General features: G+C 44.2%; 22 protein-coding genes and 1 pseudogene. 9 read left to right on the forward strand and 14 right to left on the reverse strand.

Annotated elements, in window-relative coordinates; translation table 11 throughout:
- Positions 1-47 precede the first annotated feature (47 nt).
- From MUB50_RS15730 to MUB50_RS15745, 4 genes are all read right to left on the reverse strand, one after another.
- Positions 48-722: a TMEM165/GDT1 family protein gene (locus MUB50_RS15730; protein ID WP_244791497.1), complete on the reverse strand. Its 675-nt coding sequence runs from the start codon at positions 720-722 to the stop codon at positions 48-50.
- A gap of 220 nt (positions 723-942) precedes the next feature.
- Positions 943-1,890 (reverse strand): TPM domain-containing protein, encoded by a 948-nt coding sequence (locus MUB50_RS15735; protein ID WP_244791499.1) that lies wholly within the window; start codon positions 1,888-1,890, stop codon positions 943-945.
- A 56-nt stretch (positions 1,891-1,946) separates the two neighbouring features.
- Positions 1,947-2,513, reverse strand: coding sequence for a LemA family protein (locus MUB50_RS15740; RefSeq protein ID WP_173753022.1), 567 nt, complete (start codon positions 2,511-2,513; stop codon positions 1,947-1,949).
- A 116-nt stretch (positions 2,514-2,629) separates the two neighbouring features.
- Positions 2,630-3,574, reverse strand: coding sequence for a ketopantoate reductase family protein (locus tag MUB50_RS15745; RefSeq protein ID WP_138276944.1), 945 nt, complete (start codon positions 3,572-3,574; stop codon positions 2,630-2,632).
- Positions 3,575-3,859: 285 nt separating this feature from the next.
- On the opposite strand from MUB50_RS15745, the gene MUB50_RS15750 reads away from it, so the two are divergent.
- Entirely contained in the window at positions 3,860-4,948 is a 1,089-nt protein-coding gene (locus tag MUB50_RS15750) for a pyridoxal phosphate-dependent aminotransferase (protein WP_244791501.1), read from the forward strand.
- 77 nt (positions 4,949-5,025) lie between these two features.
- Positions 5,026-6,054 carry an acyltransferase family protein gene (locus MUB50_RS15755; RefSeq protein WP_173753024.1) on the forward strand — a complete coding sequence of 343 codons (1,029 nt, stop codon included), beginning with the start codon at positions 5,026-5,028 and terminating at the stop codon, positions 6,052-6,054.
- Positions 6,055-6,216: 162 nt separating this feature from the next.
- Here MUB50_RS15755 and MUB50_RS16990 read toward each other — a convergent pair whose 3' ends face one another.
- Positions 6,217-6,345: a hypothetical protein gene (locus MUB50_RS16990; RefSeq protein WP_255639164.1), complete on the reverse strand. Its 129-nt coding sequence runs from the start codon at positions 6,343-6,345 to the stop codon at positions 6,217-6,219.
- Between the two features lie 199 nt (positions 6,346-6,544).
- Between MUB50_RS16990 and MUB50_RS15760 the strand changes: the two are divergent.
- A pseudogene (locus tag MUB50_RS15760) lies at positions 6,545-6,748 on the forward strand (3-deoxy-7-phosphoheptulonate synthase); the annotation flags it as partial.
- Positions 6,749-6,855: 107 nt separating this feature from the next.
- Here the strand turns inward: MUB50_RS15760 and MUB50_RS15765 are convergent.
- The 8 genes from MUB50_RS15765 to MUB50_RS15800 form a co-directional block, all read right to left on the reverse strand.
- Complete coding sequence (locus MUB50_RS15765) at positions 6,856-8,028, reverse strand: DVU_1553 family AMP-dependent CoA ligase (protein WP_118515209.1); 1,173 nt, start codon at positions 8,026-8,028, stop codon at positions 6,856-6,858.
- Positions 8,029-8,048: 20 nt separating this feature from the next.
- Positions 8,049-9,374, reverse strand: a complete 1,326-nt coding sequence (gene trsS, locus MUB50_RS15770) for a radical SAM (seleno)protein TrsS (protein ID WP_118515211.1) — start codon at positions 9,372-9,374, stop codon at positions 8,049-8,051.
- Positions 9,371-9,802 (reverse strand): DVU_1555 family C-GCAxxG-C-C protein, encoded by a 432-nt coding sequence (locus MUB50_RS15775; RefSeq protein ID WP_118515213.1) that lies wholly within the window; start codon positions 9,800-9,802, stop codon positions 9,371-9,373. The genes trsS and MUB50_RS15775 overlap by 4 nt, the downstream gene beginning before the upstream one ends.
- Positions 9,803-9,805: 3 nt before the next feature.
- The gene (locus tag MUB50_RS15780) at positions 9,806-10,339 is read right to left on the reverse strand and encodes a class I SAM-dependent methyltransferase (protein ID WP_118515215.1); all 534 of its coding nucleotides are present in this window, start codon (positions 10,337-10,339) and stop codon (positions 9,806-9,808) included.
- The gene (locus MUB50_RS15785; protein WP_019160623.1) at positions 10,340-10,561 is read right to left on the reverse strand and encodes a DVU_1557 family redox protein; all 222 of its coding nucleotides are present in this window, start codon (positions 10,559-10,561) and stop codon (positions 10,340-10,342) included. It abuts the gene before it with no gap.
- Positions 10,561-12,855 carry a pyridine nucleotide-disulfide oxidoreductase/dicluster-binding protein gene (locus MUB50_RS15790; protein WP_173753025.1) on the reverse strand — a complete coding sequence of 765 codons (2,295 nt, stop codon included), beginning with the start codon at positions 12,853-12,855 and terminating at the stop codon, positions 10,561-10,563. The genes MUB50_RS15785 and MUB50_RS15790 overlap by 1 nt, the downstream gene beginning before the upstream one ends.
- 83 nt (positions 12,856-12,938) lie before the next feature.
- Positions 12,939-15,701 carry a molybdopterin-dependent aldehyde oxidoreductase gene (locus tag MUB50_RS15795; RefSeq protein ID WP_244791503.1) on the reverse strand — a complete coding sequence of 921 codons (2,763 nt, stop codon included), beginning with the start codon at positions 15,699-15,701 and terminating at the stop codon, positions 12,939-12,941.
- A 36-nt stretch (positions 15,702-15,737) separates the two neighbouring features.
- Positions 15,738-15,998, reverse strand: coding sequence for a hypothetical protein (locus MUB50_RS15800; protein ID WP_117676729.1), 261 nt, complete (start codon positions 15,996-15,998; stop codon positions 15,738-15,740).
- A gap of 210 nt (positions 15,999-16,208) precedes the next feature.
- Between MUB50_RS15800 and MUB50_RS15805 the strand changes: the two genes are divergently transcribed.
- The 4 genes from MUB50_RS15805 (at position 16,209) to MUB50_RS15820 (ending at position 20,152) form a co-directional block, all read left to right on the forward strand.
- On the forward strand, positions 16,209-17,138 hold the full coding sequence (locus tag MUB50_RS15805; protein ID WP_117676728.1) for an NTP transferase domain-containing protein: 930 nt from the start codon (positions 16,209-16,211) through the stop codon (positions 17,136-17,138).
- Entirely contained in the window at positions 17,131-18,204 is a 1,074-nt protein-coding gene (locus MUB50_RS15810) for a histidine phosphatase family protein (protein ID WP_118515219.1), read from the forward strand. The genes MUB50_RS15805 and MUB50_RS15810 overlap by 8 nt, the downstream gene beginning before the upstream one ends.
- A 65-nt stretch (positions 18,205-18,269) precedes the next feature.
- Complete coding sequence (locus MUB50_RS15815) at positions 18,270-19,295, forward strand: XdhC family protein (protein WP_118515221.1); 1,026 nt, start codon at positions 18,270-18,272, stop codon at positions 19,293-19,295.
- Between the two features lie 53 nt (positions 19,296-19,348).
- Positions 19,349-20,152: a TylF/MycF/NovP-related O-methyltransferase gene (locus MUB50_RS15820; RefSeq protein ID WP_227752354.1), complete on the forward strand. Its 804-nt coding sequence runs from the start codon at positions 19,349-19,351 to the stop codon at positions 20,150-20,152.
- 90 nt (positions 20,153-20,242) lie between these two features.
- Here MUB50_RS15820 and MUB50_RS15825 read toward each other — a convergent pair whose 3' ends face one another.
- Positions 20,243-21,367, reverse strand: a complete 1,125-nt coding sequence (locus MUB50_RS15825; RefSeq protein ID WP_138276938.1) for an ABC transporter substrate-binding protein — start codon at positions 21,365-21,367, stop codon at positions 20,243-20,245.
- A gap of 169 nt (positions 21,368-21,536) precedes the next feature.
- Between MUB50_RS15825 and MUB50_RS15830 the strand changes: the two genes are divergently transcribed.
- Both MUB50_RS15830 and MUB50_RS15835 read left to right on the forward strand, forming a co-directional pair.
- Positions 21,537-22,580, forward strand: a complete 1,044-nt coding sequence (locus tag MUB50_RS15830; protein WP_118515225.1) for a FecCD family ABC transporter permease — start codon at positions 21,537-21,539, stop codon at positions 22,578-22,580.
- Positions 22,581-22,584: 4 nt separating this feature from the next.
- The gene (locus MUB50_RS15835; RefSeq protein ID WP_118626301.1) at positions 22,585-23,382 is read left to right on the forward strand and encodes an ABC transporter ATP-binding protein; all 798 of its coding nucleotides are present in this window, start codon (positions 22,585-22,587) and stop codon (positions 23,380-23,382) included.
- The last annotated feature ends 1 nt before the right edge of the window (position 23,383 follow it).

Genomic DNA, 23,383 nt, shown 5'->3' on the forward strand with positions numbered 1-23,383 from the left:
CTTTTTCCGGTATGAGCCTTATTCTGTGCAAAGCTCCTTATAATAATTTAATTCTTTTTCGCCTGCTTATAAAGCATAAGACAGACGATCACAAACACAACCGTAACCGCTAAGGTAAGCGGAAGGATCATAGAAGATCCCGCTCCGAGCAGAAGGCCAAATCCCTGTCTCAGCGTCAGGATTCCAAAGATGGAAAAAATAACAAATGCAACTGTATTGAGGATTCCCTCCGGTGCCTTGCTTTTCAGAAGATACCCGATCAGAAGTCCGATCACATCCGCCGCAAAAAGCCCCAGTGAACAGGCAAACCATACCACAACTGCTGAACTCAGCCCCTCATTGGCACCAAATGTAATTGCAGTAAGCTGTGTCTTATCCCCCAGCTCCGCAACAAAAAATGTGCAGAATACAGACAGCGGTGCAAATTTGATCTTACGATCCTTAACATTCTCTTCCTCATCATCGTCACCCTTCAGCGTTGTCGCCGCAAAAAACAGGAACGCTGCACCTGCGATCAGACGGATCAGCCAGGTAGGGACCACGGTACTGATAATACCTCCTGCAAGCACTGCCAGTCCGTTGAGCACTAGGATCGCAACACCGGTTCCAAGCAGAATATCCTTCAGCTTGAATCTGGAAGTCATTGCCACCAGCATCAACTGTGTTTTGTCACCCATTTCCGCAATAAACTGGGTAAAAAGCACTTTCATAAATAACAGCATTTTTCTTCTCCTTTGCATATTCATCCGCTCCGGAGCCATAAAAAAAGACCCACGTATATTCTATCTCTGTAACAGAAATAAAATATACATGAGTCTCATTCTTTAAGATTTGCCAGGTGCATGCACCAGTATGTTGACAAACCACGTCTACACGCGAATTACTCCCTCACGGAATTGATTTTCGTCATTGTAGCAAAGTTGAGAAATTTTGTCAAGAGCATCAGAAATCCCTGCCGGCGCCGCCACCGCCGAAGCTTCCTCCGTCTCCGGAGCTTCCGCTGTCGTAGCTGTCATAATCATCGTCTCTGTCATCGTCATTGCCGGAACTTCCACCGCTGCTTTTTCCTCCTCTTCCCAGAATCCAGCTCAGCGGAAACAGGGAATTAAAGAGCCGGTGCAGTACACTCATACGGTTAAAATTCTTTTTCCAGTAGTCTGCGGTATCCTTTCCCGACAATTTCATTATCAGGCCCTTCAGAACCAGAACCATAGTTACGATAAGAAATACAGGAAGCATCACGCACAGTAGATATGCGCCCACCATGATCAAAACGATCATCACAAGCCCCAGCGCGATCTCCCAGACAGTTCCATCATCCTCATCCTCATCATCGTCCACATCCGGCTGCACCTTCTCATATCTGGGAGCTGTTATCTTCTCCAGACCGTATTCCTCACGGATCTCATTTAACATTGCATAATAAAGCTCCACGGTACCTTTTTCAAACTGATTGTCTTTATAGGAAGGAACTGCATATTCATCCAGAAGTCGTCCGGTCTTCGAATCAGGCAGCTTTCCCTCAAGACCGTAGCCGACAGATACCCAGACTTTACGGTCCGAAACCGAAAGGACGATCAGGACACCATTATTTTTCTTCTTTGAACCAATTCCCCATTTGCGACCGGTTTCCACTGCATAATCACTGATGTCTTCCCCATCGGTGGTATCCACGGTAAGGACAACCAGCTGCGCTGTGGTATCATCATACAGCTGCTCACCAGCCTTGCAAAGCTCTTCCTTCCAGGCATCGCTGAAAACCCCTGCATAATCATTAACATAGAATTCTTTTGTGGCAGACGGGATCTCCCCTAAAACTGCCAGCGTACTTCCGGACAGCGTCAATACAAAAGCCAGCAACACAGCCATCCGTCCGATCCATTTTTTCATAGGATATTCTCCCTCTATCCGTTCTTTCATTTCATCAGAACAATGGTCTGATCTTATCACTCTGCCAGCATATCCCCTACATCCGGCGTATCTGCTGCTGAATCATCGGCCTCAAAATATGACGCCTTCTCAAAGCCAAGCATGGAACCAAATACATTCCCGGGGAATTTCACAAGCCTTGTGTTATAAGCTTTCACAGCCTCATTATAATCTTTTCTCGCTACAGAGATCCGGTTTTCGCTTCCGGACAGTTCATCCATCAGGCCCACATAAGTAGTATCACTTTTCAGTTCCGGATAATTTTCCACTACAACCTTCAGACCGGAAAGTGCACTGTCCATCTGTTGATCTGCCTCAGATTTCTCTTCTACAGTATCCGCATTCATCAGCTGGTCCCTCGCCGCCAGAACCTTGTCAATAATCTCCGTCTCATGCTTCGTGTAACTTTTTACCGTGCTGACGAGATTCGGGATCAGATCTGCCCGTCTCTGCAGCATGGTATCCACATCAGCCTCTGCAGTTTCCACAGCTTCTTTACCTCCGGCAAGCCCGTTGTAACTGAGTATAAGTCCTCCGGCAAGGATCACGATCACTGCAATAACAGCAAAAAATACTTTCTTCATCTCTTTTCCTCCCTTCCGGTATCACAGATAATCTTTCAATATGCGATACAGGATTTTTTATATCCCCATTGTACCAGAGCATACGGGATTCCACCAGAAAAACTCACCTTTTTCAGTCAGAATTTTTCTGCCATTTCCATAAGTCCCTGATATATTTTTTCGGAAAGCGGAATGGAAACACCCAGTTTCTTCGCTTCTTTCACAATATAGCCGCTGAAGGTTTCCAGCTCCGTCTGTTTTCTCCGGATGCGAAAATCCCTCTGCAGGGAACTGGTTGCATTATCCGCATGTACATGGCGGAATTTATGGATCACCGCATTGATATGCTCATCCGTCAGCGCAACACCCTTTGCCCGACCTACACTGGCAGCTTCCCATACAAGCTTCTCATATTGCTGCGCTTTCACCGGATCTCTGCGGAGCTCCCCGATCGTGTTATCATAAAAAGCAGTCATCACATTAAAGGCACAGTTGAGGATGTACTTTCTCCATATCTCCACCTCGATATCCCCCTGATCCTTATAGTCAATATCCGCACCTTTCAGGATCTCTGCCACTTCTGTAACTTTCTTCTGCTGCCGTTCATCCGCATCTTTGATTCCAATACAAAGCCACGTAAACGTATCCTGCTGGGCAATGGAAAAATCCTCATTGGCAAAAGCCACCGTATAGATCAGCGAATCCACAACAGTTCCCTTACCAACCAGACGGCGGATGTTTTCTCCCGGGTCCACACCATTCATCACCGGAATGATCACTGTGTCATCCGTGACCATGTCCCGGATACTTTCGCACACCTCAGCCAGTGAATAGTTTTTTACACAGATAAAAATATAATCCTGCTGTCCCATATCTTGAATTGGTACTACCCGCTCTGGCTCTGCCACGATCTCACCCTTATAATCACTGTGGAGCACCAGGCCTTTTTTCCGGATGCTCTCTGCTCTGGCGCCACGTGCAACCATCGTCACATGCGGATACGCCTTCGCCAGCAACCCTGCTATGTAACCACCAACACCACCAATTCCGATCACTGCGATTTTTTTCTCTTCTATATTCATATTTTCTGTTTCCTTTCCTGCTGTTTTCCCCTGAGAACTTACCCTCCCCGGAAAAAATGTGGATATTCACGATCCACATTGGCAAACAGCATGGATATTCGCAATCCATATTCGCTATCTGCTCATTGTATCAAATATTCCCATACATTTCCAGAAAGCAATTTTCAGTAATATCCTGTTCAAAAAAATACAGAAACTTTTTATCCCGTCTTTTTTTGTCCCGTATTCTGGTGTATACTGGATATAAATTTTTTACGAAAAAAATAAAAATGTGAGGTGACAAAAATGGATACCAAACCCGTTTTTCACGGAAGTGATATAGAAAAGATCTGCAGCTACTACAATCTGAAAAAAGAAAACATCGTCAAATTCGGTGCAAATGTCAATCCTCTGGGCCTTTCCCCAAAAGCCGGCAGAGCCATTGCAGAACACGTAGATATTCTTTCCTCCTACCCGGACAGAGAATACACATCCCTTCGGAATACGATTTCCAGCTACTGCAATATTCCCGCTGATTTCATTCTTCCGGGAAACGGCTCCAGCGAATTGATCTCCCTTCTGATCCAGGAGCGTGCCCCGAAGCACACTCTGATCCTTGGGCCTACCTATTCTGAATACTCCAGAGAGCTCTCTTTCTCCGGAAGTACCCAGGAATATTACCACCTTCAGGAAAGCAATGATTTCGAGCCAGACATTCCGGATCTCTGCCGGAAGCTGGAGCAGGGCTATGATTTTCTCATTCTCTGCAACCCCAACAATCCAACCTCCTCCGCCATCACCCAGGAAGAGCTTCGCAGACTCATCGGTTTCTGTGCTGAAAAAAATATCTTCGTGATGATCGACGAAACCTATGCAGAATTTGCCCCGGATATCAACGCCATCACCGCAGTTCCGCTGACACGGGAATTCACCAATCTCATGGTACTCCGCGGCGTATCCAAATTCTTCGCCGCTCCCGGAATGCGCCTGGGCTACGGCATCACCGGAAATATGGAATTTCTTGCAAAAATGCGCGAAAAACAGACACCATGGTCACTTAACAGCCTTGGTGCCTTTGCAGGAGAGATCATGCTGCAGGATGAAGATTATATTAAAGAAACCAGAAATCTGATCCTTTCCGAACGCGACCGGATGATCCGGGAACTGAAGGATACAGACACCTACAAAATCTATCCCGCCTATGCAAACTTTATCCTGCTCAGGATCCTAAAAAACGGACTGACCTCCTATGACGTATTTGAAGCCTGCATCAGACAAGGCATGATGATCCGTGACTGTTCTTCCTTCCAGTGCCTGGACGGGGAATTTGTGCGATTCTGTATTATGATGCCGGAGGATAATTCACGGCTTGTTAAAGTGCTGAAATCGCTGTAGTCCTCAAAGTTTTTCTGTATAACCTGCGTATACAAACGGGGCAGCACTCCAAAAACACCTCAAGGAGAATTTATTTTATGGACTTTTTCATTCTGGCAGCGATCCTTCTGCTGCTCATTCCATCCAGGCCTGTGGAATTCAATCCGAAATATATCTCGATGAAACAGACCAACATCATCCGCGGATTTTTTCTGCTGCTGGTATTCATGATCCACTTCTGCCAGTACATCCAGATGAACGGCCCCACAGACCGAATCTTCCAGTTCTGGCGCACCCACTCCGGCCAGCTGGTAGTCACCCTGTTCCTGCTTTATTCCGGATACGGTGTCTTCGTCTCCATCATGAAAAAAGGCACGCCCTACGTCCGCCGCATCCCAGTTCACCGAGTTCTGCGGACACTGGTGCATTTTGATCTGGCCGTACTGCTTTATCTGGCAGCCTATTCTTTCATGGGAAGAACCTTTTCCATGCAAAAAATTTTCCTGGCACTGCTGGGCTGGGAAAGCCTCGGCAACAGCAACTGGTACATTTTTGTCATGTTGATCCTGTACCTCATCACCTGGTTCGCATTCCGGATCTTAAAAAACAGCCCTGTACCCTCTCTGCTTTTCATCACAGTTCTGACCGTGATAAGCATGTACATCCTGTTCCTCCACAAAACCGACTACTGGTACAACACCATGCTCTGCTACCCCGCCGGCATGTGGTACGGATTCTTTAAGGAAAAAATTGATGTAAAATTAAAGGCCACAAAGAATTACATCCTTGCAGCCCTTATACTCCTGGCCCTGCTCCTCGTAGTTTACAAAACCCGCCAGCAGATCTGTATGTATGCCATCGGCGCTGTTGTATTCGCACTGGTGGTTGTGATGTTTACCATGAAAATGCAGCTTGGAAATTCACTCCTGGAATTCACCGGAAAGCATCTGTTCGGATTGTATATTATGCAGAGACTGCCTATGGCCCTGCTGCAGCATACCACCATTGGAGCAAATGCTTATGTTTATGCAGTGGTCTGTTTTCTGCTTATGTATTTGGTGGGGATTGGGTTTAGCTGGGTTTGCGAGATGGTGGATGAGAAAGTACTGGGGAAGATTTTTTCATAGACTTTGTAGGTTGCAGAGCCAGAAAGCTCTGTAACTGTCAGGATATTTTTGTTTGGTGCTGTCAGCTCTAAAGAGAAAACGCATACCGCTAAATCAGAATGAATGTACCGCCGATTTCAGAATAGGCGTACCGTTCAAGCAGAATTTGCAGCTGATCAATCCTTATAATTTGCCTTTTATTTCAACCACAACTTTTCCATGTGCTCCCAATGCTCCATATGGACCAAAACATACAACGACTTTTTTTCCGGGTTTAATATAAAACTGAAAGTCTGAATACTTCATTTTCATAACATAAGAATACCCCTGGCCGGAAAGTTTTTTCGAATATGCTGTTGCTATATTTTTCTTTACATTACTTTTTTTCCAGACGCAACATCTTGAACCGCCAACTTCTTTCCGTCTTTAAGACGATATGTTAAGCCATATTCTCTGCTTTCTCCAACTCCCCCTGCATACCACTCAGAGGCAAATCTAAAGCTTATGTAGCCGAATTGTCTCAGAAGTACTTCACAGTCGTAATTATAATCCGGAACTTAAAAAGCTGGTGAAGGGTGTTATGATTGAAAGCTATCTTCTGGAGGGCCGTCAGGATATCAGTGATCATATGACTCCTGGCTGTTCCATCACAGATCCTTGCCTCGGATGGGAAGATACAGAACGGCTGATTTATGATATTGCTGAGAAATGCTGATTTTTATGGATAATACAAATGTGAACAAATAACTATTCATAAAACAATAAACAGAACGAAATCCGGCTGACAGTCTGTGGATTTCGTTCTGTTTTCTAATAGTTTCTCTATAAAATAATACGTTTCGCAGGATACAATGCCCTATCGCTCCATTCTGCTTTTCTGCAGTCCAAAGAAATAATATTTTTCTCTGCACAGACATTTCTGATCAGTTCTTCTCCGTTGTCTGATGTAAAAAGTGCTGTGATTTCTTTCGTCTCTCCAACACTCCTTACACAGCAATCTACCAGTTCCGGAATCTGAAACAGTAATTCATCCATTTCTCTCATACTTTTTGACTGGTCGATGCGCCTTACAAAATCCAGACGCTTTATCTCACTTCCACAGATACATTTTCCGGGGATAATACGTGTATGGTCGCCGGTCCTGTATCTGATCAAAGGCTGTGCCTCCATCCCAATGGTTGTGATCACCAGTTCTCCCCATTGACCGTCAGGCAGAACATTTCCCTCTTTATCTATGATCTCTATGATACAGTGATTCTCTCGCATGTGCATGCCCTCATGAGCCTGACAGCAGATCGCGCCCCCAAGTCCCATCTCTCTGGAACCATAATGAGGCCAGAGAGGTGTTCCCAGAATTTTTTCTATTTCTTTCATTACTGTTTCCGAATAGGCATCCCCTGATATCAGTGCTCTCTTTATACTTCCTTTTCCACACATTCTAAGCATGGAAAGCAGTGCTGTCGGCATACCTACATAAGTGTCCGACTGTTCCTCTTCCAGAATTGTTTTTAACTCACCATAGGTTTTATTGTTCCCGGTTAAAAGGGGGTGTGCACCTATACGTCTGATTGCCTCTGCGATCAGCTCTCCCAGTCCAAAAGGACCGGAAAACGGCATAGCAACCATAGTCCGGCTTCCCGGATAAATAAACTCACCAAGTCCGGCCATAAAAAGTTCTATGGTATGTTCACAATCTCCTTCTGTATAAAATACACGTTTACCTGCACCGGTTGTTCCACTTGTCTGTTCTGAAATGATCCTCTGTATTTCTCCCTGGGAGCACAGTAACATCCTGCCCCCTTTCTGAGCAAGGTCGGATTCCGTTGTAAAGGGAAGGTTTTTCAGATCAGCAAGGCTTTCCAGCCTTTCTGGCAGATCTCTGTAAAACCCCTGCCTTTCTTTTTCTTTTTTCAAAACAGCATTCAGTTTATCCAGCTGTATTTTGTTTATTGCTTCCCTTGTAATATCTGTAATTTCTTCCTGCTTACAGATCATTGCATCTATATTGGATCGTTTCACTTTCTGTATAAATAGGTTCCTTTCAGATTAGTCAGATTATATGCACAGAACGGCACCATTCCATAATCAGGATCCACTTCACAGATATAACAGCGTTTCAGACGGTCAAGATCCAGATTCCAGGCATCCTGAAAGATCATGCCTGATACTGCAAAGGTTTCATTATGTATCCGGATCAGAAACTCATCCAACGCATCTGTCTGTGTCATTTCTCCTTCATCATAGTTTTTTGTACTGTAGCTCCACTGATTTTCCACATACTGTCTGGAATCATCACTGGTAGTACAGCAGCATCCTTTTCCTGATTTTTTTTCAAGAAGCTTCAGTTCCCGCTCCCCTTTTCTCAGATAACTTGCATGGAAGGAGCAGTAGGGATTCTCTGCTCCGCCGCCTGCAAAATCCTCAATTTTCATCAGTCCCTCTGTCTGTTCTTCCATAAGTCTCAGCATCTTTGGTATGGTGATGGGATTTGTGGGGCGCTTCTGGGAACATCTGCCAAAATAACTGATAGGCTGAAAATGTACGCCACGGACAAAGGGCATATGATTCAGACCAAATTTCAGGATATCCCCTATCTGCATATCATTTACTCCCGGCGCTATGACCGGCACAAGAGCAATACCAAGCTCTGCTTCTGAACAGTTTAAGATCGCCTTTTTCTTCAGTTCCATCATAGCCTGCCCACGCAAAGTCTCATAAACCTGATCTGTCACACCGTCAAACTGAAGAAATACTGTATTCAGTCCTGCTTTTTTCAGCTTTCTGGCATATCCATCCTCCCTGGCAAGCCGGATCCCATTGGTATTTAACTGAAAAAATGTAAATCCTTTTTTTCTTCCCATATGTATGATCTCAGGCAGATCATCTCTCATGGTTGGCTCTCCTCCTGAGAGCTGTATATTAAAAGGACCTCCGTGAGCCATCAGAAAATCATACTGTTTTTCTATTTCACTGATAGGAATATCTCCGTTTTCCCCGCCTTCTCCTGCTGAAGCAAAGCAGACAGGGCAATGCATATTACAGCGTTTTGTGACTTCCAGGATCATACAGCACCCTTTTCTTTCATGTTCCTCACAGAGTCCGCAATTATCCGGACAGGATTTTTCTTTAACCTTCGGATTTACAGGAGTTTCCGCTGAGAGATTTTCTCTTCCCCAGGAAAGATAATCTGTTACATTTCCCTCCCAGATCAGAGTCTGAAATTTCCCATGCGCATTACATTCTTTTACCAGATAAATCCCGTCTTCACCAATACACTTTTTGGCAGGAACTACCTTCATACATTCCGGACAGACACTTTTTGTTTTGCCAATGGTGATCAAAGCTCCAGCACCTCCCGTTCTGTCAGTATTTCCATAACTTTTGTATAAGTATCTGCAATAAGTCCGGGACATTTCTCCATAATTATGCCCCAGTCCAGATGAGTGATATCCTTACAGTAAAAAGCTCCAAATTCTTCTTCTGTCTTTTGGCGGAACCACTGATATAATTCCTGTACAGCCGGCTTCATCTGTGTATCTTCCTTCTCTTCAGGAGCCAGATTGCCGAGAAAATATCCGATGGCACAGGCACTTCCTGTCAAACACCCACAGGTATCTCCACAGTAACCAATTCCTCCTCCAAGGCCTCCCATTGCCTTTACAAGCTGTGGATTTTCCTCTCCTATGGTTTCCAGAGTCATGATCATAATGATCTGTGAACAATGATATCCCATGCTGCCTAATTCCATTATTCTTTCGTAAAGATCCATACATTACTCCTTTCTGCCAACCACCATGGTATAGCCTATTTTTCTGCCTTTATATTCATTCTGCAAAAGCTTATGATCCTCGCAGCAGAATGAATCATTCCAGATTGCTTCCAGATAATATTCTCTCCAGAGAGCAGTCTGATCCTCCTGACAGAGAATCGTAAACCCTGTTTCTTTCACAATTTCCAAAAGATTGCCCGGATCCAGATCTGACAGTAAAAGAAATCCTCCCTTTTTCAGTACACGCCAGCATTCAGAAACTGCCTTTTTCTGATCTCTGCTGACAAAAAATGCACACTGGCTGATACAGAGATCCATACTGTCAGCTGCATACTGAAGGTTCAGAAAATCTCCCCTCTGCACCTCACTGCTTCGCGGAGCAAGATCCACCCCCTGCACATTCAGACCAAATGCTTTCATGATCCGCACTGTCTCTCCCTCTCCTGCTCCCAGATCCAGAGCTTTCATTCCTTTTTTCAGTTCTATGCTTTTCAGAAGATGAAGTGTCTGCTCTTCCCCTCCGGGATGTCTGTTCATCTATTTATCCTCCAGTGCACGTTCCACTGCCAGAACCTTTCCAAGAGCCAGTTCTTCCGGAACATAGACAAAACCACATTTGGGACAAACCGGCATCTCAACAGGAAAACCGTTCTCCAGATACATAAATTTTGCTTTTCCTTTTACAAGAGGAACCTTGCATTTCATGCAGGTCAGCTTTCCCTCAGGATCAATGGTATAATATGTTCTCTCTGCTGCCATTACTGTCCCACCCTTTTCATAATATTCATTCTGTGACTGTATGCTCTGCGTACCAGATACCCATCTTCTGTTTCCACAAATCGCACCCAGAATGTCACATTTCCAAGTCTGCTCCTTGTCACCAGTTCTTTTGTCTCTTCATCAAAAATCGCTTCCTGGTTTTCTCTGTAATCTGATAATACACGCTCCACATCACTTTTCAGTATCATGCGTTCATCCATCATACTGATAGCATCTTCTGTATATGCAACGGTATAATCTTTTTTCTCCATCATCAGTTCCTCATTCCATATATTTTTTAAAAGCTTCTCTTTTAGCCCAAGCCGGTTGTAGCGTTTTTCACTGATATCCGGCATATTGACGGCATTTGTGCCATACAGAAGTTCAAGGATATGTCTGGATTCCCTGCCTTCCCTGACAAATCGGTCCCTGCATGCCATGCAGTACGTTATATATGGGGCATCGGATCGTTCCAGACACTTTTCTGTCATTTTATCTGCCATCTCTTTATTAGCGTAGGAAGTCAGTCCGCCGTATCCGCAACAGGGAGACAGATCTCTGGAATATTCTGTGTTTACAACAGTGCACCCCATATCTGCAAGAAGCTCTCTTATTATGTCCTGTGTCTGCGCATCACCCCTGGCTCCGCAGGCATCATGTATTGCAACAGGTATCTCCAGCCCTTTTGCCTGTGCGGGAAGTCCGATTTCCTTTAAGATCTCCCAGATTCCTGTGACTCTGACGCCAAGACTCTCTTTTAACTGTTTCATACAGCTTGGACAGCCTGCTATGATCATGGGATCTCCCAGCTTTGCAAGCTCCTGCTTCAGCTGTTCATTTACCTTTTCTGTCATTTCATAGCGTCCTGCCCATTCACTGATAGCACCACAGCATCCCAGCATCAGGGCAACACCGCCCTCTGTCCTCCTGCAAAGATCCTCATATGCCTCTGTGACAACATCCGGCGCTATGGCTCCTGCCTGACATCCCGGAAAAAATACATATCTGCAGGTTTCATATCCCGGCTGAGGTCTGCATAAGAAAGCCTCCGAATTGGAGAACAGCATATCCATCAGTGCAAATTCATGAGGTGCCAGAGGCATCTTGTCTGTAGATACCATATTTTCTCTTGCAGATTTGCAGACCTGGCTCATATCAAACCCATTTGGACAGGTTACAGTGCACTGTCCGCAGAGCGAACAGGAATTCATCGGTTTATTCATCTGGTGATCTCCCATAATGATCTGGGTATTATTATAAATCTCACGTGCAAGAAGACCAGGGTGCTTTTTATATTCACTTAAATAGACACAGCTTTTCATACACTCATCACAGTGGCACTGAATGCATCGCTTTGCTTCCTCCATAGCTTCTTCTTTTGAATATCCATCTATGCTGCAGGGAATCTTTTTGGAACCTTTCATCCCTTCCATATTTGTATAGAGCCTGGTAGTAACTGCTCCTTCACTGCCTCTGTTGCTGTGGGGCGAAAGATTCTGTACAAGGAGATCTACAGTCAGGGCAGCTCTCTTTGCAGCAAAAGCCGCATCCATCACAGACTGGGCCAGACCGCTGACAATTCCCGCCTGTTCTCTCAGCATGATCTCTGCATCTGCTGTTTCTTCAGGAGCCAGCTTTTTGGCCACCTCCTCTGAAGCACAGACCACATCTGCCTCCTTCATTTTCTCTCTGATAAACGGAAGGTCAAGACTGCATCCGAATTCAAAGGAAAGATCCATGGAACTGAGACGTTTTGCTTCATTCCTACAATCTGATTCCGAAAGCTTTGGTGCTGCTGCTGCAATATAGGCTTCATAATCTTTCTCCTGACAGTAAATGGTTGCAGGATACATCTTCTTTTCCAGCTCCCCTGCAAGAAACAGCGGGAATAATCCTGAGCCAAAAATCACAGCCTTTTTTTTCTTTCTGATACGAAATACACTGCTCCGTTTTCCAGGTTCCCCATATCGGACAATGGCACGCTCTACTTCACGTATGGATATGCCATCACCCAGCTCACAAAGCCTGCATTTCTCCTCACAGGGTGCAGTACAGCCGCTACAGAGGATCATGGGAAATGGTGTGATCTTCTCATAGATCCCCAGAGCTTTCTTAAAATTTCCTTTTGCAGCATAAAACAGCATTTCTTTTGTATCTGCTTTGAAAGGACAGGCTGCAACACAGTACGCCGGCTGTTCATGAACACAGAGGCTGATCATATGATCCATCTCTTCCTTTGACATTCGATTTACGTGATAAACATGAGTGGAACCTCTCTCCTGTATATATGTCATAACCCGATACTCCTTTCATTTCCAAAGGGGAGACAGTCTCCCGTCTCCCCTTATTATATCATATGATAAAATTATACTGAGAATTATTTCTCAAGTTCCTTTAATGCTGCAAGAACCTTTTCCGGACGGGCAGGAACACGTGTGATACGTGCGCCTGTAGCATTGTAGATTGCATTCAGGATCGCAGGATGAGGAGCATCCAGCGGAGCCTCACCACAGCCGGCAGCACCGTAAGGACCGCTTGGGCGATATGTTTCATTGAAATGAAGTTCAATATCATCCGGCGCATCATTTGGATACGGAATACCACAGTTCTTCAGAGAAGTATCATGGTTCAGATCCTCGAAATCTTCTGTAAGAGCAAGACCGATACCCTGTACAAGACCACCGTAGAAGTTGCCTTCTACAAGAAGTCTGTTCATGATCGTACCTACGTCAGCCACACAGGTGAATTTTTCAACTTTAACTTTACCTGTTTCTGTATTAACAGCAACTTCCGGAAGGAAGATCGTGTACATGTAGGTTGCAAACGGATCACCCTGTGCTGTATCCTGATCGATCGGATGATCTGCACAGAAGGTTGTCACCCAGTTACCTTCATATTTTGTTGCAAGACCTTCAGCCACCATCTCATCATAAGTACGGAAGGTTCCGTCTTCTTTCTTCATAGCTGCCACAAGGTTTTCTGCTGCCAGACGACATGCATTACCTGACATAACCTGTGAACGTGATCCACCTGCAGGACCTGCATTAGGACATGTCTTGGTGTCATTCATAACAAGTTTGATCTGTTCCGGTCTGATTCCTGCCTGACGAAGTGTTTCATGAGATGATACAAGAACACCCATATCAGCGCCCTGTCCGTGATCTTCCCATGCAGCATACATTGTAACTGTTCCATCCGGATTCAGCTCTGCGAATGCGTTTGATGTATCAACACCGTCAAGGCCACAGCCATATACACCGAGAGATACACCGATGCCATATTTGATCTTGCCATCAGAAGCTGCATTCTTTTCAGCCACACGTTTCTTAGCTGCTTCATACAGTGGACGTGCTGTCTTGAACAAATCTTCTTCACAGTATACTTCAGGCGGATAACCTGTAGGGATTGTACTGCCTTCGGATTCTTTGTAACAGTTCATTTCACGGATATCGAACGGGTCGATTCCCATCTTTGCTGCCAGAACATCTATCGCGATCTCAGATCCCATGTAAGACTGCGGAGAACCGTAAGCACGGAATGCGGAACCCCATGCGTGGTTTGTAAATACTGTTGTAGATTTATTGCGGATAGAATTGATTCCATAACCTGCACCTGTAAACTGGGAAAGTCTCATTGTAAGCAGGTCACCGAATTCTGAGTATGGACCATGATCCACATAGTTATTGCCCCAGAGTGCAAGAAGCTTACCGTTTTCATCTGCTGCAAGCTTGATATTCATAAATGCAGGAGATCTCTTTCCCGTATATGTAATATTCTGGAACTGATTAAATACCAGAGATACCGGACGTTCAAGAATCTTAACAGCAGCACCGATCAAAGCCTCATTTGTAGGAGAGAACTTATAACCAAAGGTTCCTCCTGCATGGTTCTGAACAATTCGTAAGTTCTCCATTGGCACACCGATACCATCAGCGATCATAGGCATATGCAGATGGATACCAATGGATTTGGAATGAACAGTTATCATACCGTCTTCGTCAATATAACCATAACCGCAGTCCGGCTCAAGATGAAGATGAGGCTGACGTGAACAGTAAGATTCTATCTCAACCTGCTGTGAATCCGAAATGCTGTCCCAGTCAAAATCAGGACCCTTGATACAGTTTGTCTCAAAGAATGCGTTCGGAGTACCGGGATGAATCTCCGCTGCATCCGGTGCGATGGCATCCATTGCATTCATGTATGCAGGAAGCTCTTCAATCTCAACTTTAACTGCTTCTGCTGCTGCCCGTGCATGCTCTTCTGTATCAGCAGCTACAATGGCAATCGCATCACCAAACTGGAAGATTTTTTCATCGCAGAGTACAGGACGTTCGAATCCGTCTGTTTTGTTGTGTTTTGGAAGCATTACAAGACCATTGATCTTATTGGTTCCGCCTGCTGCCTTAATATCTTTTGCTGTGATAACACGGACAACACCAGGCATGCTCTCTGCTTCTGTTGTGTCAATGCTGAGGATATTTGCATGAGAAACCTTTGCCTGTGTAAGAGCAAGACGAAGTGTTCCTGATGGCATCTTTAACGCATCATCTGCACCAAAGTCCCAGGTACCTGTTACCTTCTGTGCTGCTGACGGACGGATATAATTTGTTCCAACAATAGAATCCCCTGTCTGTTTGAACACAAGGTCTTCCTTTGTCATCTCACCGCGCATAACTGCTGCTGCTGCCATAGTAGCATCAATCAGCGGCTTATAACCTGTACAACGGCAGAGATTACGCTGTTTATTAAACCAGTCTCTTACCTCCTCACGGGTAGGACTTGGATTATTATCCAGAAGTACTTTTGCGGAAATAATAAATCCCGGTGAACAGAAACCGCACTGTGCACATCCATATGCCATCCACGCAACTTGGATCGGGTGCATATCAGAAATTGTTCCCACACCTTCAATGGTTGTGATCTCTGCATGATCGGGAACACGACTCATCTTATAGATACAGGATCTTGTAACTTTTCCGTTCATAATAACATTACAGGCTCCACAGTGACCTTCACCGCAGCCGATCTTACATCCTGTAAGAAGAAGGTGATTACGGAGTACCTGCGCCAGTGTCTCATCCTTATCAAGAATAAGTATTCTCTCAACACCATTAATCTTCAATGTCTTTTTAATCATGTCCCATTCCTCCTTTTAAAAATATTCGTTTCCATCTTACTGATCTTCAGGCTTATGCGTTCCGCACGGATCATGGTCAGCTCCTCTGCCTGTCAGATCTTTCAGTCTCTCTATTCCTCTGGCGGAATAGAAAACAATGGAAGAACTGCTTCCGTCCAGATTCTCACCGCTGAGCTTTAAAACATTTGCATTCTCATAATAATCGATGGGAAGCGTCCGGCTGTATACAACCCCTGTACGCTCATCTTTTACCTGTACAGTAACTTCTTTTGCGGTAATCTCAAAAATCTTATCCATAAAAAAGTTCTCCTGTCCACGTTATTTTATATATCCATACTACCATGATTTTGCACAATTATACAAATTACAAATAATTAATAGTTGGCTATTTTATATATTCCAGACAATTTTATTTTGTTGTATTTAAAATTTTAACTATTTTTATTCTTTTATATGTTATAATAATATCAAATTTGTATAATGTCATTGAAAGAAGGAGGTATCTGAATGCAGACAGGCGCCCTCATCGTGGCTGCGGGGAAATCATCACGAATGGGAGACTTTAAACCCATGCTTCAGCTTGGCTCCATTTCCATCGCACAGCGCGTGATCAATAATTTCCGGCAGGCCGGAATCTCCAAAGTAGTAGTGGTAACCGGATATCATGCAGATGTTCTGGAATGCCACCTGGCTTCCAATAATGTAGTCTTTCTTCGAAATGAGAACTATGCAAACACTCATATGTTTGATTCTGTTAGGATTGGACTTGAGTATCTGAAAGACAAAGTGGATACGGTACTCTTTACACCTGTTGATGTTCCGCTGTTCACAGCCCAGACAGTCACGCAAATGCTCTCTCTGGGGCGTCCCCTTGTAACTCCGGTCTGTAATGGCAATCCCGGTCATCCCATTCTGATTCGTTCCACACTGATTGATTCCATTCTAAGTGATGACGGAAAATCAGGACTTAAAGGTGCTGTGGATAATTGCGGGGAACCCATGTATTATCTTAATGTAGAGGATCCCGGTATTATTCATGATGCTGATACACCAGAGGATTACGATGAACTCCTCCGTATACACAACCAGAGCCTGATCCGTTCTGAAATCCATATTCAGCTAGCCCGGGAAAAAGTTTTTTTTGATGAAAAGCTCTATTCGCTGCTTACACTGATCCATGAAACAGGATCTGTCCGTGATGCCTGTGAGCGCATGCACATTTCCTATTCTACCAGCTGGAACCTGATCCATACCCTGGAATCACAGCTTCATGAACCTCTGATCATCAGAAGCCAGGGCGGTACAAGGGGAAGCCATAGCGAACTGACACCATACGGCGAAGAATTTCTGAAACGATATGCCCGTTTTTCAGAAGAAACACGTTCCTGTTCAAAAAAAATATTTGAAGAATGTTTCGGAGGATTTTTAAATGCGTAGCCTTTATCTGGTCCGGCATGGAAAACCACAGTATCCGGATGAACATTCTTACTGTGTGGGACAGACAGATTTCTCTCTATCCATGCTTGGACACTTGCAGGCAGTCCTTCTTAATGAAGAATTGTCCGATAAAATATCAAGGATATACTGCAGTCCTTTGTTAAGAGCTGTTGAGACAGCAGGCCATATGGCACCTGAGCTTCCACATATAATTGTTTCTGATCTGTCAGAACGAAATCTGGGAGAATGGGATGGCCTTTCTTTTGATAAAATACGCCAGAGATGGCCGGACATTTATAAAGCCCGTGAAAATAACCCTGATCATCCGATCCCGGGAGCAGAAACTCCTGCTGCATCTGGTTTTCGCTTTTCGCAGGCAGTTCATAAGATTCTTTGCGCTTCTGAAGGTGATATTGCAGTGGTAGCTCATACAGATGTAATCTCTTCTTATATATATGCATTACATTCCGGTATGTACAGCAGGCAGCGGTTTCGTCTTCCCTGTGGCTCTTACTATCATCTGGAAGTGAATGAAAGAAATAATATTTCTTTCTCTGATCCCAGTTATATACTGCCTCATCCTGAATTAAATGACGGGCTATGCTTCAGGCTTCGCAATGCGGTTTCTCTGCCCCGTCATGTACAGGCTCACAGTGATGCTGTTACTGAACTTGCCTGTTGTTTATGCAATATGTTGGAATCCAATGGTTATATCTTTGATCAGAAGCTTGTTCGCTCCGGTGCACTTCTGCATGATATTGCCAGACTTCAGAGGCATCACACCAAAACAGGCGGTGAACTTTTCTTACAGTTAGGTTATCCTGAGATCAGCCAGATTATTTCACAGCACCATGGTCTGCTGGAAACCAAGCTGGATGAAGCAGCTATTGTATTTCTGGCTGATAAACTGATTCAGGAAACACAACGTGTAACCATAGAAAAAAGATTTGCCGACAGCATGAGTAAATGCAAAAGTCCGGAAGCTTGCAAAGCTCATGAGCAGCAGTTAGAACAAGCCCGCAAACTGCAGGACATGATACAGTCGCTCTGCCATATCACGCTTTAGTCCAGGCAGACATACACAACTGGAGCAAAAAAATCACTTAATTTAGTTAGGAGGTATTTTATTATATGAGAACATTATTTCAGACAATAAAACAACAATTCCTAGAGGAAAACGATCTTGTACTTGTTTCCGTTACAGCATCCTCAGGGTCTACACCAAGAGGTGCCGGTTCCCGCATGCTGGTCGGAAAAAGCGGCAGAATTTCCGGAACCATCGGAGGTGGAGCTGTAGAATATCGTGCTGAATGTATGGCATTGGATATTCTTGAAAAAAAGGAATCCTGCCAGCATGAATTCCGGCTGAATCATAAAGATGTTGAAAATATTGGTATGATCTGTGGTGGTGATGTTACGGCCTTTTTCCAGTATCTTGATCATAACGATCCGATTATTATGGAAATCACGGAAACTGCGGAAAAATTCTATGAAGAGCGAAAAGATTTCTGGCTGATCTGCGATCTTCTCACCACCTCCGGTGTGAGCCTCTACAGTCCTGCATGCGGTCTCATCGGAACTGCCAATGTTCCTTCTTCTGTATTATCTTCTTTATCTGCAAAGCCACACCGATATCATAGTGAAGATTATGATCTGTTTTCTGAACAGATTGGAACCTCAGGAACTGTCTATGTATTCGGCGGCGGACATGTCTCACAAAAGCTTGTCCCAATCCTTGCAAGCGTTGATTTTCGCTGTGTTGTCCTGGATGACCGGCCGGAATTTACAGATCCTGCTCTTTTCCCGGGAGCAGTTGAAACAATACTTTGTGATTTCAACCATCTAAAGCAGTATGTTTCTATCACAGCTGCTGATTATTGCTGCGTCATGACACGCGGACATTCCTATGATACCATTGTACAGGCACAGCTTCTTGCTACACCTGCATGCTATATAGGCGTCATTGGAAGCCGCGCAAAAAAAGCTGCTGTATTTCGCCGTCTGATTGAAGAATACAACATTAATGAACAAGATTTAAACCGTATCATCTCACCTATAGGACTGGAGATCAAAGCAGAAACACCGGCTGAAATCGCCATTTCCATCACAGGACAGATGATCCAGGTTCGTGCTGACAGAAAGGCTACATCAAAATGATGGCAAAATCCGTATATAAAGCTGTAATATTTGGTGCCGGACAAATTGGACAAATGACAGCAAGACTTCTCAACAGTCCCTGTCAGCTCCTGTGCTTTGCTGATAATGACCCCCATAAACACGGATCCTATATTGGGAATATTCCAGTCTGTTCTCCGGATGCTGCAGTAGCACTTCTCCCGGATCTGGTCATCCTGGGAGTTCTGGATGAAGAACGGCGTAATTCTATGATAAAACAGATGGAAAACCTGGGTTATCACGGACCTTTTCGTGATCCCTCCGTCCTTCGCATGTTTGACGCACGGGTTGCTGTTATGCGTCTTTTATCTGAGCAGATCTATCAATTGGATATTCCGGGAAATGTTGCAGAACTGGGTGTTTTCCGAGGTGAATTTTCTTCCCTGATCAGTGCAGCCTTTCCAGACCGAAAAATCCATCTTTTTGATACTTTTGAGGGCTTTTCAGAAAAGGATATCACAATAGAAGCCTCCGGTAATCTGTCCCGCGCCAAAACAGGTGATTTTTCTTCTACTGATATTGACTCTGTTCTTCATGTTATGCCAGATCCTACACGTACTGTGATCCACAAAGGATGGTTTCCAGATACCTTTTCCGATGTTAGAGATGAAACTTTTTGTTTTGTATCTCTGGACGCGGATCTTTATGCTCCAACTGCTGCTGCACTTCCTCTGTTCTATGAACGCCTGGCCACCGGAGGAGTTCTCTTGGTTCACGATGTGTACAGTACACAGTTTTCCGGATGCCGAAAAGCGGTTGGGGAATTCTGTCTGAAAAACCATCTGTTTGCAGATCCTGTATGCGATCTGCATGGAAGCGCAATAATCCGAAAATTATAAAAAGAAACGCCGGAACCGGTATTTACCGGAACCAGCGTTTCTTTTTCGTTTATTTATTGTATAGCCCTTTTTCACGTCCATGCCTAACCTTTATAAAGTTCCTTTCAGAACATTTTCCAACTGTTCATCGGACAGATCAACATGATAAAAAAGATCGAAAAATTTATGTATTTCTTCATTGATATCACATTTAATATATTCCGGATAAATCAATGCTGAGAACCATCGCATACCGATCAGACGATTTGGTCCTGCCGGACGATCCACCCAGCTAAACGGTGCATTCGGAGTTCCATAAACCTTTTGGTCCTGTACTGCTTTTAATGAAGCATAATCAGGATTGCTCAGGATATCTTCTGCTGCAGAACTTCCGCTTTTATCTGCCTTTGGTTCACCATTTACAACAATCACATCCGGATCCCATGCAAGAAGCTGTTCTGCTGAAATCTGAACACGAGATCCATCTCCCAATTCCAGATCTGCAACATTGACTGCATTGATGACATCAAAAATCTGTGCATGCTGGGATCCCCTGGGTGCAGTTTCCAGTGAATCCTCTCCATTACCGAAGTATACACTGACTTTCTTTTCTTCTGGAATATCTGAAAGTGCATTAATATCAGTAAATACCTGCTCCGCATACTGGGCAAGCTCTTCTGCATGATCTTCTACACCAAGAAGTTCGCCCATAAAACGAAAAGCTTCCGCAGAATTATTAAGCTCGTTGTCTACTGCAACAACCGGAATTCCAAGGCTTTCTGATAACGCATCGCAATCAGAAACCATTGCATCATTAATCTTTCCACTATTAATAGCAATTGTAGGATTGGCAGCAATTACTGCTTCATAATTGACAGCATCACCCATTCCAAAATTAGGAAGATCCTGATATTTGTCCAGAATAATAGATTTCTCAACATCATTCAGTTCATAATTCCACCCAAGAAGCTTATCCGGTGCAACCATATACAGAAAAATTGCAGCTACAGGACCCGCTGAAAAAACAGATTCAATATTTTCTGCTGTTGGGACAGTTACTTTTCTTCCTGCCATGTCTGTGATCTCACGGGTTTCAGCAGTTTCCTGCGTGGCATCCTGCTCCGCACTCTGCGTCGGCTCTTCAGTAGCAGCTTTCGTCTCAGAATATCCTGTTAAAAGACTGACTGACATCACCAGACATATAAACAGAGCCAAAAGTTGTCTGTGCTTTTTCATAGAATCTCTCCTTTCTTTTCTCCGCATTACTCATAATTGACGCTTATTGAAATTGACTATACAATTTTTAAGTATTATAATATATATGCGAATAGTTTTTAAAAACAATTCGGTTTTTCTGAGTATAACACCGTAAATTTGATTAGTCAAGTTACAAGGATGAAGGATTATGAATCTGACAGATAATGAAAAAAATGCCGCCGCTGCCCGACAAAGACGATATGTTCTGCTGTTGGCGGTTATGCTGGTACTTTTGTTTATCATTATAGTACTCTCATTCTGGGTGGGATATTATCCGCTTACACCAGTGCAGGTACTAAATGCATTTTTATCAAAATTTGGTTTTAAAGGAGATATTTTACCCCAGGCAGTTACCATATTCTGGAATATCCGTCTGCCCCGTATTCTGTCTGCTTTATTTATTGGTGCTTCCCTCTCGGTAGCAGGTGCAACCTATCAGGGAATGTTTCGCAATCCACTGGTATCTCCGGATATCCTTGGAGTTTCTTCCGGTGCAAGTCTCGGAGCTGCTTTTGCAATTTTAAACGGAGCTTCCAACTGGATGATTCAGCTTTCTGCTTTTGCAGGTGGTGTGGCCGCAGTAGCCGCATCCTATCTTATCAGCCGAAAATCCGCACATTCCCAGACCCTCAGTCTTGTTCTGACCGGAACTATGATCATGTCACTCTGCAATGCCGGTGTCACAATGATCAAATATGTGGCAGACCCCAATGATGTTCTCCAGCAAATTACTTTCTGGCTTATGGGCAGCTTAACCAAAACCACAACCAAATCCTTTTGCTGGAGTGTTCTTCCAATGATCATTGGATTAAGTCTGATTTTTATTTTTCGATGGCAGATCAATCTGCTGACTTTGGATGAAGAAGAAGCCAAAAGTTTAGGAATCAATGTGCGTAAATATCGTCTGATTTTTATAGTCGCTTCCACATTACTCAGCGCCGCTGCAGTCTGTCTTGGAGGATTGATCGGATGGGTCGGGCTGATGATCCCCCATCTGGCACGTGCACTGGTTGGCGTTGATTACAGAAGGCTGATACCTGCAAGTGCGATCCTTGGCGGCGGATACCTGATACTTGTTGATGATATTTCCCGTTCCCTTTTGTCCATGGAACTTCCACTTGGCGTTGTCACAAGTATCATGGGCGCCCCCTTCTTTATCTATCTTATCATCAAACGAAAGGAGCGCGCGTAATTATATGCTTCTGGAAATTGAAAATGTTTTTGGCGGTTACGGCAATGGTGATATTTTAAAGGGTATCAGCTGCAGCGCAGACTATGGTGATGTGCTTTGTCTGCTTGGCCCTAATGGTTGCGGAAAGACCACTCTGTTCCGCATGATATTAGGTTCCCTTCCTGTTTCTAATGGAAAAATAAAGATAGCCGGAAAAAATATTAGTGACTTTACAACCAAAACACTGGCAAATATGATTGCATATATTCCCCAATATCATTCCCCTGTATTTGCCTATACAGTTCTTGATATGGTAATTATGGGGCGTGCTTCTCATTTCTCCGCATTTGAAACCCCAAAAGAGCCTGATCAGGAAGCAGCTTTTGCTGCCTTGGAGAAAGTAAATGCCCTGCCTCTTGCCAACAGGAAATATACTTCCTTAAGCGGAGGACAAAGGCAATTGGTTTTAATTGCCCGTGCAATCTGTCAGTCTGCAAAAATCTTCATCATGGACGAGCCAGCCGCCAATCTGGATTATGCCAATCATCAGCTTCTCATGGAAGTAATTTCAGGGCTGGCCAATCAGGGCTATTGCATTATTATGTCAACACATAGTCCTGAGCATCCCTTTTCCGTGGGAAACAAAGTTCTTCTCATGAAATCCGGAAAGGTTATGGGATTCGGCTCTCCCAAAGAAATCATTACATCTGAAACCTTACAATCTGTTTACGATATTGAAATGGATGTGATAACTACACACGACCGCTATGGCCGTGAACGAACTATCTGTTTACCGGTAAATAGCTCAACAAAAGCATTTTAGG

The sequence above is a fragment of the Blautia sp. NSJ-140 genome, from assembly GCF_022868965.1.
Taxonomy (GTDB): Bacteria; Bacillota; Clostridia; order Lachnospirales; family Lachnospiraceae; genus Blautia_A.

Bases quoted from the DNA above. Each gene is read 5' to 3' on its own strand.
- MUB50_RS15735 (WP_244791499.1), bottom strand. From the start codon at position 1,890: ATGAAAAAATGGATCGGACGGATGGCTGTGTTGCTGGCTTTTGTATTG.
- MUB50_RS15740 (WP_173753022.1), bottom strand. From the start codon at position 2,513: ATGAAGAAAGTATTTTTTGCTGTTATTGCAGTGATCGTGATCCTTGCC.
- MUB50_RS15730 (WP_244791497.1), bottom strand. From the start codon at position 722: ATGCTGTTATTTATGAAAGTGCTTTTTACCCAGTTTATTGCGGAAATG.
- MUB50_RS15780 (WP_118515215.1), bottom strand. From the start codon at position 10,339: ATGAACAGACATCCCGGAGGGGAAGAGCAGACACTTCATCTTCTGAAA.
- MUB50_RS15830 (WP_118515225.1), top strand. From the start codon at position 21,537: ATGAATCTGACAGATAATGAAAAAAATGCCGCCGCTGCCCGACAAAGA.
- MUB50_RS15825 (WP_138276938.1), bottom strand. From the start codon at position 21,367: ATGAAAAAGCACAGACAACTTTTGGCTCTGTTTATATGTCTGGTGATG.
- MUB50_RS16990 (WP_255639164.1), bottom strand. From the start codon at position 6,345: ATGAAAATGAAGTATTCAGACTTTCAGTTTTATATTAAACCCGGAAAA.
- MUB50_RS15785 (WP_019160623.1), bottom strand. From the start codon at position 10,561: ATGGCAGCAGAGAGAACATATTATACCATTGATCCTGAGGGAAAGCTG.
- MUB50_RS15800 (WP_117676729.1), bottom strand. From the start codon at position 15,998: ATGGATAAGATTTTTGAGATTACCGCAAAAGAAGTTACTGTACAGGTA.
- MUB50_RS15765 (WP_118515209.1), bottom strand. From the start codon at position 8,028: ATGATCTGTAAGCAGGAAGAAATTACAGATATTACAAGGGAAGCAATA.
- MUB50_RS15810 (WP_118515219.1), top strand. From the start codon at position 17,131: ATGCGTAGCCTTTATCTGGTCCGGCATGGAAAACCACAGTATCCGGAT.
- MUB50_RS15820 (WP_227752354.1), top strand. From the start codon at position 19,349: ATGACAGCAAGACTTCTCAACAGTCCCTGTCAGCTCCTGTGCTTTGCT.
- MUB50_RS15795 (WP_244791503.1), bottom strand. From the start codon at position 15,701: ATGATTAAAAAGACATTGAAGATTAATGGTGTTGAGAGAATACTTATT.
- MUB50_RS15815 (WP_118515221.1), top strand. From the start codon at position 18,270: ATGAGAACATTATTTCAGACAATAAAACAACAATTCCTAGAGGAAAAC.
- MUB50_RS15750 (WP_244791501.1), top strand. From the start codon at position 3,860: ATGGATACCAAACCCGTTTTTCACGGAAGTGATATAGAAAAGATCTGC.
- MUB50_RS15755 (WP_173753024.1), top strand. From the start codon at position 5,026: ATGGACTTTTTCATTCTGGCAGCGATCCTTCTGCTGCTCATTCCATCC.
- MUB50_RS15775 (WP_118515213.1), bottom strand. From the start codon at position 9,802: ATGGATCTTTACGAAAGAATAATGGAATTAGGCAGCATGGGATATCAT.
- MUB50_RS15790 (WP_173753025.1), bottom strand. From the start codon at position 12,855: ATGACATATATACAGGAGAGAGGTTCCACTCATGTTTATCACGTAAAT.
- MUB50_RS15805 (WP_117676728.1), top strand. From the start codon at position 16,209: ATGCAGACAGGCGCCCTCATCGTGGCTGCGGGGAAATCATCACGAATG.
- MUB50_RS15835 (WP_118626301.1), top strand. From the start codon at position 22,585: ATGCTTCTGGAAATTGAAAATGTTTTTGGCGGTTACGGCAATGGTGAT.
- MUB50_RS15745 (WP_138276944.1), bottom strand. From the start codon at position 3,574: ATGAATATAGAAGAGAAAAAAATCGCAGTGATCGGAATTGGTGGTGTT.